15 protein-coding genes are annotated in these 19181 nt (G+C 73.8%); 10 read left to right on the top strand and 5 right to left on the bottom strand.

Features of this window, described 5'->3' with window-relative positions; genetic code table 11:
- The first annotated feature begins 37 nt into the window (after positions 1-37).
- From ACZ4VA_RS01585 to ACZ4VA_RS01560, 6 genes are all read left to right on the top strand, one after another.
- Positions 38-1366, top strand: a complete 1329-nt coding sequence (locus ACZ4VA_RS01585; RefSeq protein WP_468079621.1) for an O-antigen ligase family protein — start codon at positions 38-40, stop codon at positions 1364-1366.
- The gene (gene murJ, locus ACZ4VA_RS01580; protein WP_468079235.1) at positions 1363-3237 is read left to right on the top strand and encodes a murein biosynthesis integral membrane protein MurJ; all 1875 of its coding nucleotides are present in this window, start codon (positions 1363-1365) and stop codon (positions 3235-3237) included. The genes ACZ4VA_RS01585 and murJ overlap by 4 nt, the downstream gene beginning before the upstream one ends.
- The gene (locus ACZ4VA_RS01575) at positions 3221-3985 is read left to right on the top strand and encodes a polysaccharide deacetylase family protein (protein ID WP_356164829.1); all 765 of its coding nucleotides are present in this window, start codon (positions 3221-3223) and stop codon (positions 3983-3985) included. The genes murJ and ACZ4VA_RS01575 overlap by 17 nt, the downstream gene beginning before the upstream one ends.
- Complete coding sequence (locus tag ACZ4VA_RS01570) at positions 3985-5118, top strand: glycosyltransferase (RefSeq protein ID WP_356164826.1); 1134 nt, start codon at positions 3985-3987, stop codon at positions 5116-5118. Before ACZ4VA_RS01575 ends, ACZ4VA_RS01570 begins: the two co-directional genes overlap by 1 nt.
- Positions 5115-5783: a YveK family protein gene (locus ACZ4VA_RS01565; protein WP_356164823.1), complete on the top strand. Its 669-nt coding sequence runs from the start codon at positions 5115-5117 to the stop codon at positions 5781-5783. Before ACZ4VA_RS01570 ends, ACZ4VA_RS01565 begins: the two co-directional genes overlap by 4 nt.
- Before the next feature lie 137 nt (positions 5784-5920).
- Complete coding sequence (locus ACZ4VA_RS01560) at positions 5921-6988, top strand: GNAT family N-acetyltransferase (RefSeq protein WP_356237766.1); 1068 nt, start codon at positions 5921-5923, stop codon at positions 6986-6988.
- A gap of 64 nt (positions 6989-7052) precedes the next feature.
- Here ACZ4VA_RS01560 and ACZ4VA_RS01555 read toward each other — a convergent pair whose 3' ends face one another.
- Positions 7053-8414, bottom strand: a complete 1362-nt coding sequence (locus ACZ4VA_RS01555; RefSeq protein ID WP_356164821.1) for a glycoside hydrolase family 26 protein — start codon at positions 8412-8414, stop codon at positions 7053-7055.
- A gap of 168 nt (positions 8415-8582) precedes the next feature.
- Here ACZ4VA_RS01555 and ACZ4VA_RS01550 point away from each other — a divergent pair, with 168 nt between their 5' ends.
- Complete coding sequence (locus tag ACZ4VA_RS01550) at positions 8583-9887, top strand: carboxylate--amine ligase (RefSeq protein ID WP_468079232.1); 1305 nt, start codon at positions 8583-8585, stop codon at positions 9885-9887.
- Positions 9887-11149, top strand: a complete 1263-nt coding sequence (locus ACZ4VA_RS01545) for an NAD(P)-binding domain-containing protein (protein ID WP_468079230.1) — start codon at positions 9887-9889, stop codon at positions 11147-11149. The genes ACZ4VA_RS01550 and ACZ4VA_RS01545 overlap by 1 nt, the downstream gene beginning before the upstream one ends.
- A 45-nt stretch (positions 11150-11194) precedes the next feature.
- On the opposite strand, the gene ACZ4VA_RS01540 is transcribed toward ACZ4VA_RS01545, so the two are convergent.
- The 3 genes from ACZ4VA_RS01540 to rdlA form a co-directional block, all read right to left on the bottom strand.
- A complete protein-coding gene (locus ACZ4VA_RS01540) occupies positions 11195-12079 on the bottom strand; it encodes a chaplin (protein ID WP_468079228.1) in 885 nt (294 codons plus the stop codon).
- 100 nt (positions 12080-12179) lie between these two features.
- Positions 12180-12371, bottom strand: a complete 192-nt coding sequence (locus tag ACZ4VA_RS01535) for a chaplin (protein WP_355792996.1) — start codon at positions 12369-12371, stop codon at positions 12180-12182.
- Between the two features lie 296 nt (positions 12372-12667).
- Complete coding sequence (gene rdlA, locus ACZ4VA_RS01530) at positions 12668-13060, bottom strand: rodlin RdlA (RefSeq protein WP_355792992.1); 393 nt, start codon at positions 13058-13060, stop codon at positions 12668-12670.
- Between the two features lie 250 nt (positions 13061-13310).
- Between rdlA and ACZ4VA_RS01525 the strand changes: the two genes are divergently transcribed.
- Complete coding sequence (locus tag ACZ4VA_RS01525; protein WP_355792990.1) at positions 13311-13703, top strand: rodlin; 393 nt, start codon at positions 13311-13313, stop codon at positions 13701-13703.
- A 62-nt stretch (positions 13704-13765) separates the two neighbouring features.
- Here ACZ4VA_RS01525 and ACZ4VA_RS01520 read toward each other — a convergent pair whose 3' ends face one another.
- Positions 13766-15691 (bottom strand): AMP-dependent synthetase/ligase, encoded by a 1926-nt coding sequence (locus ACZ4VA_RS01520; protein ID WP_468079225.1) that lies wholly within the window; start codon positions 15689-15691, stop codon positions 13766-13768.
- Positions 15692-15949: 258 nt separating this feature from the next.
- Between ACZ4VA_RS01520 and lacZ the strand changes: the two genes are divergently transcribed.
- Positions 15950-19138 carry a beta-galactosidase, LacZ type gene (lacZ, locus tag ACZ4VA_RS01515; protein ID WP_468079223.1) on the top strand — a complete coding sequence of 1063 codons (3189 nt, stop codon included), beginning with the start codon at positions 15950-15952 and terminating at the stop codon, positions 19136-19138.
- Positions 19139-19181 lie beyond the last annotated feature (43 nt).

Raw genomic sequence — 19181 nt, 5'->3', positions numbered from 1 at the left:
GTGGACGCCCGTCGTGCCGGTGCTGGCGGTGGTCGCGATGCTCGCGCTGCCGGTCGCGCCCGGCGGGGAGGGCGGCGCGACCGTCGCCGACGCCGTCTCCGGGCTCCTGGTGGCGTACTGCGTGGTCCGTCTCCTGCGGCAGCGACGGCGGCCCCTGACACCGTCCGCCGCCGTGATCCTCGCGCTGCCCGTCGCCGGTTTCGCGGTGGCGGCGGTCGGCGCGGTGTCGCCCGGGGCGGGGCTCACCGGGTTCGCCCGCTATCTCCAGGTCTTCGTGCTGGTGCCGGCCGCGGTGGTGCTGGTGGTGCGGGACCGGCGCGACTTCCGGCTGCTCGCCTGGTCGTTCGTGGCGCTGGCGCTGTGGCAGGGCGCGATCGGGGTGCGCCAGTACGCGACCGGCACGGGGGCCTCGTACATGGGCGAGGAGATCCGGGCCGTGGGCACGTTCGGGGCGGCGGACGTCATGGGGATGGCGACCGTGGTGGCCTTCGGGCTGGTGTGCGCGGTCGCGCTGGCGCTCGGGACCGGGCCGGCCCGGCAGCGGGCCACCGCTGCGGCATGCGCGGCGGTGATGCTCGCGCCGCTCGCGCTGTCCTTCAGCCGGGGCGCGTGGATCGCCACCGCCGTGGCGGTCGGGGCGCAGCTCGCCCTGGCCGGGATGCGGCGCGCGATGAAGGCGGCCCTCGTCGTCACCGCCGCCGCGGTGGTCCTGGTCGGCGGGGTCGGCGTCGGTACGGCGATGCTCCAGGAGCGCATCAGCAGCATCACGCAGGTCACGGACGCGCCCGACCGCTCGGTGACCGACCGCTACACGATGTGGGCCGCCGCCACCGACATGTGGCGGCAGCACCCCGTGAACGGGGTCGGGCTGAAGGGCTTCCCCGAACACCGCGACGGGCACGCCTCGTTGGCGCTGTCCTCGGGCAGCGACACTGAGGGCGCGGGCGCCGCGTTCCGCAAGCAACCGCTGCTCTCCCCGCACAACATGTACCTGCTGGTGCTCAGCGAACAGGGGCTCCTGGGGCTGCTCGCGCTGGCCGGGAGCTGGCTGGCGCTGCTGGTCTGCGCCGTGCGGGGGCTCGTCCGCGTGCGGCGCGAGGAGCCGGGCGGCGCGGCCTCCGACGGCGGGAACGGCCTCGACTGCGCGCTCGTCGCGTGCGGGCTGCTGGTCTGGCAGTTGGTGGACTTCGTGTACGGCGACATCGGCGGCCCCTCGACCGTGCTGACGGCCGTCTGCTTCGGGCTCGTGGCCTGGTGGGCGCTGATGGATCCCGCCTCCGCGCGGCCGGGCGGACGCCGGGCCGGGACCGACGGCGCGGCCGACCGGCTGGGCGTCACTGTGGGCTGCTCCGGGGCGGCGCGATGACGGTCACCCCTCGCCGGGCCGACGACGCGGCGACACTGCCTCCGGCCCGTACCGGTACGGACACGGGCTCGGCCCCGGAGGGCACGGGTGCCGGTACGGACGCGGCCCCACGGACCACGGGTCCGGGTACAGACGCGGCCCCGCACAGCACATGTCCCGGTACCGACACCGGTATCCGCGAGAACGCGGACGCGGCCGACGGCGTCGGCTCGGCGGGTGGTACCCGTACCGACAAGGTCGATCCCGCCGATACCGGCTCCGCCGGGGCGTCCTCGCGGCGCTTCCTGGCCAAGGCCGCTCTCGTCACCGTCGGCCTGTCCATCGTGGGCGCGCTGCTGGGCCTCGGCCGGGACCAGGCGCTCGCGCACCTCTTCGGGGCCGGCAGCGAGACGGACGCCTTCCTCGTCGCCTGGACCGTGCCGGAGTTCGCGGCGACGCTGCTCATCGAGGACGGGCTCGCCTTCGTCCTCGTCCCGCTGTTCAGCCGGGCGGTGGCGCTGCGGGCCCAGGGAGCCGGCGGCGATCCGGTGCGCTCGCTGGTCGCCACCACGCTGCCCCGGCTGGTGCTCGCCTTCGTGGCGGCGGCGGCACTGCTGATCGCCGGGGCGCCGTACGTCGTCGAGGTGCTGGCGCCGGGACTGCCCGACCCCGCCCCTGCGGTGGACTGCACGCGGCTGACGGCGACCTGCGTACTGAGCTTCGGGCTCGCCGGGTACTGCAGCGCGGCGCTGCGGGCGCACCGCCGGTTCGTCGCGCCCGCCGCCATCTACGTCGCCTACAACACCGGCATCATCACGACGATGTTCGTCCTCGGCGGGCGCTGGGGCGTGCGGTCGGCGGCGGCCGGGGTCGCGGTGGGCGGCGCCCTGATGGTCGTGACGCAACTGCCGTCGCTGTGGCGGCAGGTCTGGGGACGCTCGCGCGAGAAGCGGCCCTCGGCGGCCGACGGCTCCCCGGCCGCCGAGGACACCACCGGCCGCCCCGGCGAAGGCGACCGGACGGCGCGCTCGATGGACCTGGTCCTCGTGGCGACGGTGCTCCTCTTCGCGCTGTTCCGGCAGTCCCAGGTCCTCGTGGAGCGGTTCCTCGCCTCGTCGCTCCCGGCGGGGGCGATCTCGCATCTGAACTACGCCCAGAAGGTCGCCCAGATGCCGATGGTGCTGTCGCTGATGCTGTGCACCGTCACCTTCCCGGTGGTGGCGCAGGCGCTGGCGGAGGGCGACACCCGGCGCGCCAGGGACCGGGTGGAACGCGACCTGGCCCTCGTGTCCTGCACCGTCCTCCTCGGGGCGGCGGCGGTCGTGGCCTGCGCGCCGCAGATGATCCGGCTGCTCTTCGAGCGCGGCGCGTTCGGCGCCGGTGACACCGCGGCCACCGCCGCCGTGATGCGCGTGTACGCGCTCGGCCTGCTCGGCCACACCCTCGTGGGCGCGCTCGTCCGCTCGTACTTCTCTGCGGGCCGGCCGACCTGGTACCCGATGGGCGCGATGGCGGCGGGGATCGTCACCACCGCCTGCGCCGGGGCGTGGGCGGTCGGCCCCTGGGGCGTGTGCGGGATCGCCGCCGCCAACGCCCTCGGCATCACCCTGTCCGCGCTGCTCCTGCTCTCCGGGATGGGGCGGCACGGGGTGCCGATCCGTACCCGGCAGGTCGTGACCGAGATCAGCCGCCCGGCGCGCGCGGCGGTGGCCGCGGCGGCGGCGGGCGCGTTCTGCGCGAGCCGCACCGACTCCGCGCCGGCCGGTCTGGCCGCCGGCGGCACCGCCGTCGTCGTCGTCTTCGTCCTGGTGGCCTGGGCCCTGAACGCCCAGGCCGTCGCACCCGCCCTCCGTTCCGTGACCCGAAGGCTCCCGCATGTCCGTTTCCGTTGACACGGCACGAGCACGACGTGCCACCAGACGCCCCGGCACTCCCCCGTGGGTGGCGATGTACCACTCCGTGGGCGACTGCTCCGACGACCCGTACCGCATCACCGTGACGCCCGGCCGTCTCGACCTCCAGCTCGGCCTGCTGCGCCGCCGCGGTCTGCGGGGCGTGAGCATGGCCGACCTGATCGCGGCGCGCGCCCGGGGCGAGGGGCGGGGCCTGATCGGCCTGACCTTCGACGACGGGTACGCCGACTTCGTGGAGCACGCCCTCCCGGTGCTGCGCCGCCACGGCTGCGGGGCCACCCTCTTCGTGCTGCCCGGCCGGCTGGACGGCGAGAACGCGTGGGACCCCCTCGGCCCCCGCAAGCCGCTGCTCGGCAAGCAGGGCATCCGCGTCGCCGCCGCGACCGAGGGCATCGAGATCGGCTCGCACGGGCTGACCCACGTCGACCTCACCACGGCCGACGACGCCGTCCTGCGTGCCGAGGTCGCCGAGAGCAGGGCGGCGCTCGCGGAGCTGATCGGTGCCGACATCGACGGGTTCTGCTACCCGTACGGCACGGTGGACCAGCGGGCCGTCGACGCCGTACGGGCGGCCGGGTACCGCTACGCCTGCGCGATCGACCCCGGCCCGCTCACCGGGCCCTTCGCGCTGCCCCGCGTCCACGTCGGGCAGAACGACACCGCCGTGCGCCTGCTGCTCAAGCACCGGCTGCACCGGCTGCGCCGCCGCCCGGCCGAGGGGGTCTGATGAAGGCCCTGCACGTCATCACCGGTCTCGGTGTCGGCGGCGCCGAGCAGCAACTGCGCCTGCTCCTGCGGCATCTGCCGGTCGACTGCGACGTGGTGACCCTCACCAACCCGGGCAGCGTCGCCGACGGCCTCGCCGACGACGGCGTACGCGTCTTCCACCTCGGGATGACCGGCAACCGCGACCTCTCGGCGCTCCCCCGCCTGGTGAAGATCATCCGGTCGGGCGGCTACGACCTCGTCCACACCCACCTCTACCGGGCCTGCGTGTACGGGCGGATCGCCGCGCGGCTGGCGGGCGTCAAGGCCGTCGTCGCCACCGAACACTCCCTCGGCGACTCGCAGATGGAAGGGCGGGCGCTCACCACGGGCGTCCGCGCGCTGTACCTGGCCAGCGAACGGCTCGGCAGCGCCACCGTCGCCGTCTCCCCCACCGTCGCCGACCGGCTGCGGCGCTGGGGCGTGCCGGGGCCGCGCATCGAGATCGTGCCGAACGGCATCGACGTGGACCGCTTCCGCTTCGACCCGGTGCTGCGCGAGCGCACCCGGCGGCGGCTGGGACTGCCCGAGGGCGCGTACGTCGTCGGGGGCGTCGGCAGGCTCACCGCGGGCAAGCGGTTCGACGTCCTGGTCCGCGCGCTGGCCGAACTCCCGGACGACTACTGGCTGTTGCTGGTCGGCGGTGGTCCCGAGGAGAGCGTCCTGCGGCGGGCCGCCCAGCGCGCCGGCGTGTCGGACCGGGTCCTGCTCACCGGGGAGCGCCCGACCGGCGGCTTGCCCGGCGCCGACCTGCCGTCGCTGACGGCGGCGATGGACGCGCTGGCCTCGCCGTGCGCGGAGGAGGCGTTCGGGCTCGCCGTCGTCGAGGCGCTGGCCGCCGGACTGCCGGTGCTCTACGTGTCCTGCCCGGCGATCGAGGACCTGCCCCCGGGCGCGGCGCTCGGTGCCCGGCGGGTGCAGGGCGGCGCGGAGTCGTTCGCCCGGGCGCTGGTGAAGGTCCGCGCCGAGGGCCCCCGGCCCAGGACGGCACCCGAAGCCGCCCACCACTACTGCATCACCCGCAGCGCCGCCCAGCTCATGGACGTGTACGCGGCGGCGGTCTCCTGCACCTCTCTGGGAGTGAGTTCCTCATGACCGACAACCACACCGGACACCACCGCCAGGCCGCCAGGCCCGGCTCGGCCCTGTCCCGCGCGCGGAGCCTGCCCCCCTGGGGTCTGCTCGCGACCGGTGCCCTGCTCGGCGGCCTGGCGGGCGGCACGTACGGCGTGCTGACGCCCGCGACGTACACGGCGACCAGCTATGTCGTGGTCGTGCCGACCCAGAAGGCGGACCCGGCGGCGGCGCTCGGCTTCGCGCAGGCGTACGGGCGGGTGGCCACGCAGGTCGCGGTGCTCGGCGACGCCCAGGTGTGGGCCGGGGTGCCCGTCGCCACGCTCCAGGAGAGCGTGCGGACCGCGACCTCGCCGGACGCCCCGATGGTCTCGGTGACGGCGACCTCCTCGCGTCCGGACCTGGCGGCCGACATGGCCAACGCCGTCTCGCGCTCGCTGACCCGGCACGCCAACGACACCAAGAGCAGCACCCACGTGGAGCTGCTCCCGTTCTCGCGCGCGGTGAAGCCGGCCGAGCCGTCGTCGGCGTCGCCCGCGGTGACGGGTCTGGTGGGCACCGCCGCGGGCGGACTGCTCGGCGGGCTCGCGCTCCTCGTACGGCCCCGGCGGACGACGGACGACACGGCCCGCGCCGCGTCCGTGCCGAGTCCGGCCGTCGCCGCCGACGCGCACGGACAGCTGTGAGCACCGAGCGGCCCGCCGGCACCGGGGTCACCGAGGGGTCCGCCACCGTACCGGCGCCCGCGGCCGGCCCGGAGGCGGGCGCCGGTACGCGGACGGAAGGCGCCGGAAGTACTCTCGTCGCCGAACTCGTCACCGATGTGCGCGAGTTCGCCGAGCTGGGCCCGGCCTGGGAGCGGCTGTACCGGCGGTGCTCGGCGGCCACCCCGTTCCAGAGCCACGCCTGGCTGCACTCCTGGTGGCTGTCGTACGGCACCCCGGGCGGGCTGCGTCTCCTCGTGGTCCGCGAGGGCGGCGAACTGCGGGCGGTGGCGCCGCTGATGCGCGTACGCCGCGTACTGCCCGTCCTCGTCCCGCTCGGCGGGGCGATCTCGGACTACGCGGACGTGCTGCTGGACGACGAGCACGCCGACCGGGCCGCTCCCGCGCTCGCCGCGGGGCTGGCGGAGGCCGCCCGCACCGCGCTGATCGACTTCCGCGAGGTACGGCCGGGCGGCGCGGTCGAGCGGGTCTACGAGGGATGGCGCGGGCCGCGCACGCGGGTGCGGGACTCGGTCTGCATGGAGCTGCCGGCCCTGCCGATGGAGGAGTTGCTGGAGCGGCTGCCGGCCTCGCGCGCCCAGCGGGCCCGCGCCAAGCTGCGCAAGCTCGCCTCCCTCGGCGTCGAGCACCGTGTCGTGGGGCACGACGAGGTGGACGCGGCGCTGCACCGGCTGCTGGAGCTGCACCGGCTGCAGTGGCAGGGCCGCAAGGTGACGTCCGAGCACGTGCGGCCCCGGTTCGCCGCCCATCTGGTGCGGTCGGTGAGCCGGATGGTGCGCTCCGGCGACGCCCTGGTGACGGAGTTCCTGCTGGACGGCACGGTCGTGGCGGTCGATCTGACGCTGCTGTCGCCGGGCCTCGCGGGCGGCTACCTGTACGGCTCGGACCCGCTGCTGCGGGAGCGCAAGGCGGACGTGGCCACGATGCTGCTCCAGGCGTCCGCGCGGGAGGCGGTCGACGGCAGGCGGCGCGTGCTGAGCCTGCTGCGCGGCGCCGAGTCGTACAAGTACCGGTGGCGCCCCGAGACGGTCGTCAACCGGCGGCTGCTGCTGTCCCGCCGGCGTACGGCGCCGCTGTTCCTGGTGGTGCTGGCCGGCGTGAGCGCCCGCCGCCTGTGCCGGGACCTGGTGCACCGCTGGAGGGAGCGCGGTGGCGACGGGTCCTGAACGACCCGCCGCCGTCCGGGGACCGGCCGGTGAGGGGCGCGCCCCGCACGCGCCCCTCACGGGGTCACCGGTTGCGCGACCACCAGTCGAAGCGCAGGCAGAGCTTGCCGCCGATCCAGTGCTCGACCCAGTCGCCCAGCTCCACCGGCGAGCAGTTCTCCGGGTGCCCGGGGGTCGGTGTCGTCGGAGGCGCGGTCGGGGGCGTCTTGGTCGGCGGGGCCGTGGGGTCGGGGGCCGGATCGGTGCGGCCCGAGAGCATGGTCCGGTAGATCTCCGAGGCCCTCGGGTTGTCGTCGCACTGCCACACGCCGTGCGGGCAGTAGTCGGTGACGGTGTTGTAGAGCGGCTTGTGCTCGTCCATCCACGCGAGCATGCGCTTCATGTACGTCGCGTTGTCACCGTTGCGGAACAGGCCCCATTCCGGATAGGAGACGGGCTTGCCGTGGGCCTTCGCGAAATCCACGTGCGCCTGAAGGCCGAAGGGTTCCTTCACCTGTTCGTCGAATGAAAGACCTCGCGGCTGGTCGTACGAGTCCATGCCGATGATGTCGACCGTGTCGTCCCCGGGATAGCACTGCGTCCAGGGAATGGCGTCCCGGCCGCGGTTCGGTGTGAAGTCGAACCGGAATTTCTGGCCCGGCACCGAACGCATGGTCGTGACGATTCTGTTCCAGTACTTCTTCCACGCCTCCGGATCGGGACCGCAGCGATGGGTGTAGGTAATGCCGTTCATCTCCCAGCCGAGCACGACGACGGTGTCCGGCACCTTCAGCGCGACCAGCCGCTCGGCGAGGGCGCGGAAGTGCCTGTCGTACGCGCCGGACGCGCCCTCGGCCAGCAGTCCGCGGACCTCGGCGTCGGAGACGTGCTCCTCGTTGCGCTCCATCATCGGGACGTTGAGGACCAGGAGCCGGTCGGCCTTCTGGCGGCGCCAGTTGGCCCAGGCGTCGAGGAAGCCGGGCGCTCCCTCGATGTTGCTCCAGCGGTCGCCGGGCAGGTAGGTGTGGGCGACGCGCAGTTCGGTGCCGCCCAGCCACTGGCTGAGCCGGGCGATCCGGGCCACACCGCTGGGGCCGTAGTCCAGGTAGGCGCCGAAGGCGGGGCGGGGGGCGGCGGGTCTCGGCGTGCCGGAGGGCTCGGCCGACGGCGCCGGCGGGACGGCCGGCGGGGTGACGGGCGGCGTGACCGGCGGGGTGACGGGCGCGGGGAGTGTCACGGGTCCGGCGCCCGGGGGCGCCGGGGCCGCGGCGGGTGCCGTCGAGGCGGGTGCTGTCGCGGCGGGTTCCGGTGCCGGCGGGTCGGCGACCCCGAGGGCCCCCGAACTCACGGCGTGCACCGGTCCCGATGCCAGGGCGAGCGACGTGACGATCGCGGCCGCGACGAAAGCCGACCGTCCGGCCCGGGGCCGTTGCTGCTGTGCGGCCATACCTGCTCCTCTCTCCACGCTTCTCCGCTGTCTCTCCGTCGAGCTCCGCGTTCAAGCTTCTCTGTTCACTGACACTCAGTCATATGAATGCGAATTCCGCCAACCGAGGTTCAGGCCTTCGAGTGCCCCCATCGCCCGCACGGGTGAACCGACCTGAAGGAAATGTCCGTGTCGCTTCTCGACAGCCGCGTCCCCGCCGTTCTTCTGCGGATCGACCGGAATCCCTTTCACCACGGGACACTGGGGGCCGTGCGTTCGCTCGGACGTGCGGGCGTGGACGTGCACCTGGTCGCCGATTCCCGGCGAAGTCCCGTACGCAGATCGCGATTTGTGCGGGAAATGCATTCACCGCCCGCGCCCGGGGCGTCCCCGCGTGACATCGCCGCCGTGCTGCACCGGGTGGCGGCACGGATCTCCCGCCCGGCCGTCCTGATCCCCCTGGACGACGCGAGTGCCGTCGCGGTGGGCCATCTGCGCGAGGAGCTGGTTCCCGCCTACCTGTTGCCGCGTCAGCCCGGCGGTCTCGCCGAGCGGGTCGCCGACAAGGCGGAACTGGCCGCCCTGTGCGCCCGCATGGACATCGCGCACCCGCTGACGCTGGTCCCGGACAGCCCGGCGCAGGCGGCCGCGGCGGCCTGGCGGCTGGGGATGCCGGTGGTGGCGAAGTGGAGCCGCCCCTGGCGGGTGCCGCCCGGGACCGGGCTGCGCAGCACGGTGCTCGTGCGTTCGGCGCAGCAGGCGCAGACGCTGTACCTGCGGGCGGCGGAGGCGGGCAGCCCGCTGCTGCTCCAGGCGTATCTGCCGCCCGGGCCCGACCGCGACTGGTTCTTCCACGGGTACGCCGACCGGTCGGGGGCCCTGCGCGCCGGCGGCCCGGGCCGCAAGCTGCGGGCGCGGCCTCGCGGTGCCGGACTGACCGCGGTCGGCCAGTGGACGCCGAGCCCGCCGCTGCGGGCGCTCGCCGAGCGGCTCACCGGGGAGCTGGGCTACCGCGGCATCTTCGACCTCGACTTCCGCCGGGACGGCACGACCGGCCACTACCACCTGCTGGACTTCAACCCCCGGCCCGGGGCCCAGTTCCGGCTCTTCACCGACGCCTCGGGCCTGGACGTCGTACGCGCCCTGCACCTGGACCTGACGCACCGTCCGCTGCCGGACCCGGCGCCGCGCCCCGGGCGGACGTTCGTGGTGGAGAACTACGCCCCGCTGACCGCGGTGGGCGCGCCGCCCGGCGGACGGGAGCTGGCCTGGCACGCGTACGACGACCTCGGTCCCGGCCTCGCGCTGTGGAGCATGTGGTCCCGCCACGTGGCCGCGCGCCTGCTGGACCGCGCGCAGGCCCCGCAGCCGGCCGCGCCGCTCCCCCGGCTCGTACGGCAGCCGGAGCCGCGCGACCTGACGGCCGACGACGTGCGCCCGGCGGGCGACGGCGCGGTCACGCTGACCGACGACGAGAAAGCGAGCAGCTGCTGATGCACGACCTGCTGGTGGTGGGGGCCGGTCCCTACGGCCTGTCCATCGCCTCCCACGCCGCGGCCGCCGGCCTGGACCTGCGCGTACTCGGCAGGCCCATGGCGTCCTGGCGGGACCACATGCCCCCCGGGATGTTCCTCAAGTCGGAGCCCTGGGCGTCGAATCTGTCCGACCCCGGGGGCCGGCTGCGCCTGGACGCGTACTGCGCGGAACAGGGGGTCCGGGCCGGGCACGGGGAGCCGATCCCGGTCGGGACGTTCGCCTCGTACGGGGTGTGGTTCGCGCGCCACGGCGTGCCGGGGGTCGACGAACGGACGGTGGCACGGATCGCCGCGGTCCCGGGCGGCTTCGAGGCGGTCACCGAGGACGGTGAGGTGCTGCGCGCGCGGACGGTGGCCCTGGCGGTGGGCGTGCTGCCGTTCACCGAGATCCCCGCGGCCCTGCGCGGGCTCGGTCCCGCGTACGTCTCGCACAGCAGCCACCACGGCGACCTCGGCCGGTTCCGCGGCCGGGACGTCACGGTGGTCGGCGGCGGCCAGGCGGCCCTGGAGACGGCGGCGCTCCTCGCCGAACAGGGCACCCGGGTCCGGGTGGTGGCCCGCGCGGGCCGTCTCCGCTGGAACGACGTGCCGCCTCCGTGGGAGCGCCCGTGGACGCAGTCGCTGCGCGCCCCGCACAGCGGCCTCGGCTGCGGCTGGCGCAACTGGTTCTACGCCGAGCGCCCGGGTCTCTTCCGCCGGCTCCCGGCGGCCACGCGGGCCCGGGTCGCGGCGACGGCGCTCGGTCCGGCGGGCGCGTGGTGGGTGCGCGACCGGGTGGAGTCCGCCGTCGAGGTGCTGCTCGGGCACGAGGTGGCGGCGGCGTACGGCGAGGGCGGCGCCGTACGCCTGGAGACGGTGAGCCGGGCCGGTGAGGCGGCTGTACTGGACACCGAGCACGTCATCGCGGCCACGGGGTTCAGGGCGGGCTGCGAGCGGCTCGGGCTGCTGGCGGACGACCTGCGGGGCGGTCTGCGCACGGTCGCGGACGGATCGCCCCACGTCGGGCGGGACTTCGAGTCCTCGGTGCCCGGACTGTTCATGGCGGGACTGGTGACGGCGTCGGGCTTCGGGCCGGCGATGCGCTTCGTGCACGGCGCGTCGTTCACCGCGGGCACGCTGGTGCGGGGGGTGCGCCGGCGGCTGCGCACCGGGGCGCGGGGCGGGCTGATCCCGGCGCCAGTGCGCCGTTCGCCGGACGCGCTGGACACGGCCGGGCGCTGAGGCGGGCCTGGGTGCCGGGCACGGCGCGTCCGGCACCCAGGAGCACTACCGACGGGACGCGGTGCGGCTGCGGCGGTACAGGACGGTCCCGCTGATCAGCAGCGCGGCACTGGCGGCCGCCGCGCTGAGCACGTCCTCGCCGCCGGTGCGGGCCAGCGCGGACGAGGAGCCGGTGGTCGAGTCGACCAGGCTCTCCGAGGTGCCGACCGGGGGCAGCGCCCGGGTCTCCACCGGGGAGGTGATCGGCTCGGCTCCGTGCGGGCCCCGCGGGACCTCGGACGGGGTGTCGGGCAGCACACCGGGCGGGGTGTGCGGCTGTCCGGGGGTGTGCGGCTGCTGCGGCTTCCCGCCGGACCTGCCGGGCTCCTCGCCGCAGACGTTGCCGAACACCGGGTTCAGCAGCCCGATCACGTCGGCGGTGTTGCCGCACACGTTCACCGGTACGTCCACGGGCGCCTCGGCGTCGTTGCCGCCGCCGACCCCGGGCGAACCCTGCGTGCCGCCGTGCGCCGAGGACCCGGAGTGGCCGTGCCCGGACGACGGACCGTGCGAACCCGGCGCGTCGCCGTAGCCGCCCTCGTCGTCGTGCCCGCTCCCGTGGTGACCGGAGCCGTGGTTGCCGCCGTGGCCCCCGTGCGGGGCGGGCCGGTGAGGGGCGCCGTGGGAGCCGTGGGAGCCGTGCTGCCTGGGGCCGTTGGCACAGGAGTTGCCGAAGGCCGGGTTCAGCGCGCCCACCACGTTGACGGAGTTGCCGCAGGCGTTCACCGGAACGTCCACGGGTACCGCCACGTTGTTGCCCGAACCGACACCGGGCGAGTCCGACGCGGCCCCGCCCGCCTGCGAGTCGGCCAGTGCCGGGCTGCCGTACATGGACAGAATGCCCGTCGCGGCGGCGGCCACGACCATTCCCCTGCTCAGGGTCTGTCGCATCGTTGTCTTCCTGCTGGTAGAAGTGGGAAAGCCGGCCTTGGAACCGTGTAGGTCGTCCAAGGCCGGCATGACCGAGCCGGGAGGCAGGTGCGCTCCGGGGTCAGTCGTTGACGCAGGTGTTGCCGAACGCCGGGTTCAGCAGACCGATCACGTTGATCGTGTTGCCGCACACGTTGACGGGAACGTGAACGGGGATCTGGACGACGTTGCCCGACAGGACACCCGGGGAACCGACAGCGGCACCCTGGGCGCCGGCGTCCGCGAAGGCCGGGGCGGCCATGCCGAGAGCCATGATGGCGCCGGCGACGACGGCTGCGCTCTTCTTGTAATTCACGTGCTTTCCCTTCTCTGCGGTCATGCCCCTGTGACGGCCGAAACCGAGCGAGCACTTCGGGAACGGCTCGCAGCACGACCTGCATGCGGTAAACGAGGGGCGGAGGCCCGGAGAAACTACGGAACGAAAGCCGCTTGATAATTCACTCGAACGCTCCGCACGAAATCCGGCGAGGCCGGTGGAATACACGTGGGCAAAAGCCCGGGCGGCCCGCACGGAAAATCGCGGGCAACCCGGGCTGCACCGGGAACGTCTCAGCTCTCGCCGTTGGCGGACAGGACGGAGAGGTCCTCCAGGACGTGCGACAGGGCGCCGTCCCGCTTGGCCTGCGTCGAGTTGTCGCTGCACTGCTGAGCCAGGTCGTCCGACAGGATCGGCACGTCCTGGATCGGAACGAGGTTGATGACCGCGACGTTGATGTCCTCAAGGCCGACACACGGCTTGTTGAGGGTGCCCTCGACCAGCGACAGCTGCGGGCTCATGTCACCCTTGGTCGCCGAGTTGCCGAAAGCCGACGTCGCACCGTTGCCGTTGGCAACGGACGGTCCGGCGTCGTCACCGATGGCAAGGGCCTGGGGAGCAGCCGCCACCGTCATACCGATCACAGAAGCGGCGGCCGCCGCGGCGACCATAGCCTTCTTGAGCACTGCGTGTTCCTTTCCTCGTAGCGACGCACTGTCGTACTGCCTCATCAACCCGGCGCCGCGGGATTAGTTGCGGGGGTTCACCCGGTTGGACGCCACGAGTTCGGGACAGTGACGAGAAATCAAGGGTTTCGGTGGGTAGAGGGACCCCGCCGCGTATCCGCCGGGCGGGTGAACGACAGAAACCATCCTTGCCAAACGGAGTTGGTCATGGCGCTCCGGTGGACGGGGTTTCTTCAGAAGGGACTGGCCAGTGATTAAAAAGGTTATTGCCGCTGCGGCGATCACCGCTTCCGTCGTGGGTGCCTCCGCTGCCGCGGCTCCGACGGCGATGGCTCTCGGCGACGACAACGGGCCGGCCATCGCGAACGGCAACGCGGCCATGCAGAGCTTCGGCAACTCGGCCACGTACGGCAACATGAGCCCCCAGATGGCGCTCATCCAGGGCTCCTTCAACAAGCCCTGCATCGGCCTGAACGACATCAACGTTCCGGTCGTCAACCTCATCCCGATCCAGGACGTCCCGATCCTGTCGGACGACCTGAACCAGCAGTGCACGGAGAACTCCACGCAGACCAAGCGCGACGGAGCGCTGGCGCACCTGCTGGAGGACGTGTCGATCCTGTCCGCCAACAGCGAGGACTGACACTCCGGCACGCGAGGGGCGGGGCCACCGATCACGTCGGTGGCCCCGCCCCTTTTCGTGTGTCAGCGCTCCTGCCGGTAGAGCGCCTCGATCTCGTCCGCGTACGCCGCCACCGCCGCGTGCCGCCGGACCTTGAGGGACGGGGTGAGCAGGCCGTTGTCCTCGGTGAACTCGCCCGTCACCAGCCGGAAGGCGCGGATCGACTCGGCGCGGGAGACCGCCGCGTTGGCGTGGTCCACGGCCTTCTGGACGTCGGCGCGCAGCCGGGGGTCGGTGACCAGCTCGGACAGCGGGGTGTCGGCGGGCAGGCGCCGGACGGCGAGCCAGTGGGCCACGGACTCCGGGTCGAGGGTGATCAGGGCGGCGACGTAGGGGCGGTTGTCGCCGACGACGAGGCACTGGCCGACGGGCGGACGGCTGCGCAGACGGTCCTCCAGGACGGCCGGGGAGACGTTCTTGCCGCCGGAGGTGACGAGGATGTCCTTCTTGCGGCCGGTGATGGTGAGGTACCCGTCCTCGTCGAGGGAGCCGAGGTCGCCGGTGGCGAACCAGCCGTCGCGCAGGACCGCTTCGGTGGCCTCCGGGTTGTTCAGGTAGCCGCCGAAGACGACGCCTCCGCGGACCAGGACCTCGCCGTCGTCCGCGATGCGGACCGTGGTGCCGGGGACCGGGAGGCCGACGGTGCCGGGGCGGGGGCCCAGCGGCGGTACGACGGTCGCGGCGGCGGTGGTCTCGGTGAGCCCGTAGCCCTCGTAGACGATGATCCCGGCGGCGTAGAAGAAGAGGCTGAGGTCGCGGTCGAGCGGGGAGCCGCCGCTGATCGCGTAGCGGGTGCGGCCGCCGAGCTCCCGGCGCACGCGGCGGTACACGAGCAGGTCGTACAGGGCCCAGGCCGCCCACAGGCCCGGTCCGGGGCCCTTGCCGCGGCCGAGGAACCGGTCGAGGTGGGCCCGGCCGAAGCGGACCGCGATCCGGTGGGCCCGCTCGAAGGAGGCGCCCCGGCCGATCTTCTCGGCGGTCGCCCGGCCGGTGTCGTGGATCTTCTCGAAGAGGTACGGGACGCCGACGAGGAAGGTGGGGCGGAACTCCCGCAGGGCGGGGCGCAGTTCGTCGGGCTTGATGCTCGGGCAGTGGCCCAGTTCGATGCGCGCCGTCAGGCAGGCGATCTGGAGGGAGCGGCCCAGGATGTGGGCGAGCGGGAGGAAGAGGAGGGTGGAGGCCGTCCGGCCGGTGACCGCCTCGAAGACGGGGTGCAGCAGTTCGACCGTGTTCGCGGCCTCGGCGTGCAGGTTGGCGTGCGTGAGGACGCAGCCCTTGGGCCGTCCGGTGGTGCCGGAGGTGTAGCAGAGGGTGGCGACCGTGTCCGGGGTGAGGGCGGCGCGGCGCTTGGCCACCTCCTCGTCGGGGACGTCGCGGCCGGAGCGGGCGAGGTCGGCGAGCGCGCCCGCGTCCAGTTGCCAGACGCGCGGCGGTTCGGGGTGTCCCGCGGTGGCGGTGGCGACGGCCGCCGCGTTCTCCGGGGTCTCCGCGACGACGAAGCGGGCGCCTGAGTCCCGCACGATCCAGTCGATCTGGTCCGGGGGCGAGGTCGCGTAGACGGGGACGCTCTGGCCGCCCGCCGCCCAGACGGCGAAGTCCAGGACGGTCCACTCGTAGCGGGTGCGGGACATCACGGCGACCCGGCCGCCCGGTTCGAGTCCGGCCGCGATCAACCCCTTCGCGGTGTCGGTGACTTCGCGGGCGAAGGCCGCCGCGGTGACCGGCCGCCAGGAGCCGCCCTGCCGGCGGCGCAGCACCACGGCGCCGGGTGCCTCGGCGGCGTTGGTGTACGGCAGGTCGGCGGTGCTGCCGGTGACCGGCGGCGGTGCCAGCGGGGTGGCACGGGCCTCGCGGACCCTGCCGGTCTCGTCGCGGACCAGCTCGATCGCGGGGCGGGTCCCGAGGCCGGTGCCGCGCCTCGCCCGTCTCAAGTCCTTGCGTACGCCCATGGCGGCTCCCGGTCGCGGCTCGTGCGGAGGTGCGGGGTGCTGGAACGGTACTTACTCTGGAGTCAACTTACTCGTGCGTAACAGAAATTCAATGGGTCGCGCACGGTCTTCCCGCACTTGCCGCCCACGGGTGCTCGCCCCTCCGATGGCCTCGCCTCCTTTGCGCCAAAGGGAGTTGTGAGCCCCGTGGGGCCTTGCGTGCTGAGCGGTTCGGTTCGACGCTGGCGTTTCTTGTCGTCTTACGTGCGGAGCCGCAGCGTGAGTGCAGACCGACCGACCACCGGCCGACCGAGCCGCCGGACCCTCCTGCTGGCCGGCGGGGCCCTCGCGGGGTGGACCGCCTTCACCGCGCAGAAGGGGGCGTTCGCCGCGACGGCCGCCGCCCGCGCGGGAGAGCCCGAGTGGGACGCGAGACCGGGCGTCTTCCAGATCGGCCGCGAGGCCGCCCGGGCCCGTCTCGTGCCGTACGCGAGTGCCGCCGACGCGCTGCGCGGGCGGTTCACCGAGTCGCCGTACCACCGCTCGCTGAACGGGACTTGGCGCTTCCACTGGTCGAGGAACCCCGACCGGCGGCCCGTCGGCTTCGAGGCGCCCGGCTTCGACGACGGCGGCTGGGACCGCATCCCCGTCCCGTCGAACTGGGAGATCGAGGGCTACCCGGAGCCCATCTACCTCAACGTCAGGTACCCGTGGGTCGGCTACGAGACGCCGACGCCGCCGCAGGTGCCGCACGACTTCAATCCGGTCGGCTCCTACCGGCGTTCCTTCACCGTGCCCGAGGGCTGGGCCGGGCGGCGGACGCTGATCTCGTTCCAGGGCGTGAAGTCGGCGTTCTTCGTGTGGGTCAACGGGGAGCGGGTCGGCTACAGCGAGGACAGCTACACCCCGGCCGAGTTCGACATCAGCCGCCATCTGCGGCCGGGGCGCAACACGCTCGCCGTCGAGGTCTACCGCTGGTCCGACGGCAGCTGGCTGGAGGACCAGGACATGATCGACCTGTCCGGGATCTTCCGGGACGTGTACCTGTACTCCGTCCCCCAAGTGCACGTGCAGGACCTGTTCGTGCGCACCGAGCTGGACGCGGCGTACCGGGACGCGGTGCTCTCCGTCGACGTGACCGTGCGCGACCGCGGCGGTGAGCGGCCGGACGGGTACCGGGTGACGGCCGAGCTGTTCGGCGCGGACGGGCGCCGGGTGCCGGTCCGGATGCCCGCCGGGGACGTCGGGTTCGAGGACGGCGACGCGGAGGTCCGGCTCAGGGCGGACGTGAAGGCGCCCGCGCTGTGGTCCGCCGAGGAGCCGAACCTGTACACGCTCGTCGTCACGCTGGCCGACGGCTCGGGACGGCCGGTCGACGTGCACGGCACCCGGGTGGGCTTCCGGGAGATCGGCTACGGGCCAGGCCGGTTCACGATCAACGGCAGGCCGCTCATGTTCCGGGGCACCAACCGGCACGAGACGGACCCCGACCGCGGGCAGGCCGTCGACGAGGCACGGATGATCCAGGACATCCGCCTGATGAAGCGGCACAACATCAACGCCGTCCGCACCTCGCACTACCCGAACCACCCCCGGTGGACGGAGCTGTGCGACGAGTACGGCCTGTACGTCGTCGACGAGACCAACCTGGAGACGCACGGGGTGCGGGACACCGTGCCCGGCTCGCTCGCCGAGTGGACCGACGCCTGCGTCGACCGGCTGCGCTCCCTGGTGGAGCGCGACAAGAACCACGCCTGCGTGGTCGTCTGGTCGCTCGGCAACGAGGCCGGGCAGGGGTCGAACTTCAAGGCGATGGCCGACTGGGTGCACGCCAGGGACGCCTCCCGCCCCGTCCACTACGAGGGCATGAACGCGGTCGCCGACCTGCACAGCGAGATGTACACCAGCCCCGCCGGGGTGGAGCGCTACGGCAGGTCCGGCGACCCGAAGCCCTTCATGCTGTGCGAGTACACGCACTCGATGGGCAACAGCGGCGGCAACCTCCGGGAGTACTGGGAGGTCTTCGAGCGCTATCCGAACCTGCACGGCGCCTTCGTCTGGGACTGGGCGGACCAGGCGATCCGGCTGCCCGTGCCCGGCGACACCCGGCGCACGTACCTCTCGTACGGGGGCGACTGGCACCCGGGCTATCCGACGGACGGCAACTTCTCCTGCAACGGGCTGGTGGCCGCGGACCGCTCGCTCCATCCGGGGCTCGCCGAGGTGAAGAAGTGCTACCAGCCGGTGGGGATCGCCGCCGGCGACCTGTCCGCCGGGACGGTGAAGATCCACAACAAGCACCTCTTCAGCGGCCTGGACTCCTACGAGCTGCGCTGGTCCGTGACCTGCGACGGCACCCGGGTCCAGCACGGCACGCTCGCCGCGCCGCGCGTCGCCCCGGGCGCCGAGGGGACGGTCCGCATCCCGTACCGCAGACCCTCGGCGCCGGAGCCGGGAGCCGAGTACTTCCTCGACCTGTCCTTCGTGCTGCGCGCGGCGACGCGCTGGGCGGAGGCCGGGCACGAGGTGGCCGCCGAGCAGCTGGCGCTGGACTGGCACGCGCCCGCCCGTCCGGCCGCCGCCCCCCGGGGCCGCCTCACCCTCGCGGAGACCGCCACCGAGGTCACGGTGACCGGGCGGGAGGTGGAGGTCGTGCTCTCCAAGGAGTCCGGGACGCTCTCCGCGTACACCTGGCGGGGACGGCCGCTGCTGGCCGAGGGTCCCGTGCCCAACTTCTGGCGCGGGCCCACCGACAACGACATCGGCCGCAGGTTCCCGGCCACCGCGCGGACCTGGCGGGGGGCGGGCACCGGGCGGACGGTGACGTCGGTCGAGGCACGGCGGACCGGGTCCGGTGAGGTCGTCGTCGAGGTCGGCTGCACCCTGCCCACCGAGCCCGGCGCCTCCACCTGGCACACCGTGTTCACCGTGCGCGCCGACGGCGAGGTCGGGGTGCGGCACACCCTCGACGCCGCGGCCGGACTGCCGGACCTGCCGATGGTGGGCGCCCTGCTGACCGTCCCGCCCGGTTTCGAGCGGCTCGACTGGTTCGGCCGGGGGCCGCACGAGAACTACCAGGACCGCAAGGCCGCCGCGTTCGTGGGCCGTCACCGGTCCACGGTGGACGAGCAGACGGCGCCGTACGTCCGTCCCCAGCAGATGGGCAACATGACGGACGTGCGGCGGCTGTCGCTGACCGACCGTTCCGGTGACGGGCTCCTGGTGGCCGCCGACCCCGCGGACGGCGAACCGCTGCTGGAGACCAGCGCCCTGCACCACTCGCCGTTCGACCTCGACGGGCCCCGGCACCCCCACGAGCTGAAGCGGCGGGACGAGACCGTGCTCCTGGTCAACCACCGGCAGATGGGCGTCGGCGGGATCAACTCCTGGGGCGCGGCACCGCTCGGGGAGTACGTGCTGCGCTCCGGCCGGACGTACACCTACGCCTACCGGCTGCGGCCGGCCTAGGACGCGCGGGGCCGGACGGGCGCGGGGTCCGTCCGGCCGGGTG

Source organism: Streptomyces sp. NPDC028308 (genome assembly GCF_055565855.1).
Note: the sequence above shows the minus strand (reverse complement) of the source record. Positions and strands in the feature narration are given on the sequence as shown.

Excerpts from the sequence above, each read along its gene's own strand:
- ACZ4VA_RS01565 (WP_356164823.1), top strand. The coding sequence starts at position 5,115 with ATGACCGACAACCACACCGGACACCACCGCCAGGCCGCCAGGCCCGGC.
- ACZ4VA_RS01520 (WP_468079225.1), bottom strand. The coding sequence starts at position 15,691 with ATGGGCGTACGCAAGGACTTGAGACGGGCGAGGCGCGGCACCGGCCTC.
- murJ (WP_468079235.1), top strand. The coding sequence starts at position 1,363 with ATGACGGTCACCCCTCGCCGGGCCGACGACGCGGCGACACTGCCTCCG.
- ACZ4VA_RS01585 (WP_468079621.1), top strand. The coding sequence starts at position 38 with ATGCTCGCGCTGCCGGTCGCGCCCGGCGGGGAGGGCGGCGCGACCGTC.
- ACZ4VA_RS01540 (WP_468079228.1), bottom strand. The coding sequence starts at position 12,079 with ATGCGACAGACCCTGAGCAGGGGAATGGTCGTGGCCGCCGCCGCGACG.
- ACZ4VA_RS01570 (WP_356164826.1), top strand. The coding sequence starts at position 3,985 with ATGAAGGCCCTGCACGTCATCACCGGTCTCGGTGTCGGCGGCGCCGAG.
- ACZ4VA_RS01545 (WP_468079230.1), top strand. The coding sequence starts at position 9,887 with ATGCACGACCTGCTGGTGGTGGGGGCCGGTCCCTACGGCCTGTCCATC.
- ACZ4VA_RS01555 (WP_356164821.1), bottom strand. The coding sequence starts at position 8,414 with ATGGCCGCACAGCAGCAACGGCCCCGGGCCGGACGGTCGGCTTTCGTC.
- ACZ4VA_RS01575 (WP_356164829.1), top strand. The coding sequence starts at position 3,221 with ATGTCCGTTTCCGTTGACACGGCACGAGCACGACGTGCCACCAGACGC.
- ACZ4VA_RS01535 (WP_355792996.1), bottom strand. The coding sequence starts at position 12,371 with ATGGCTCTCGGCATGGCCGCCCCGGCCTTCGCGGACGCCGGCGCCCAG.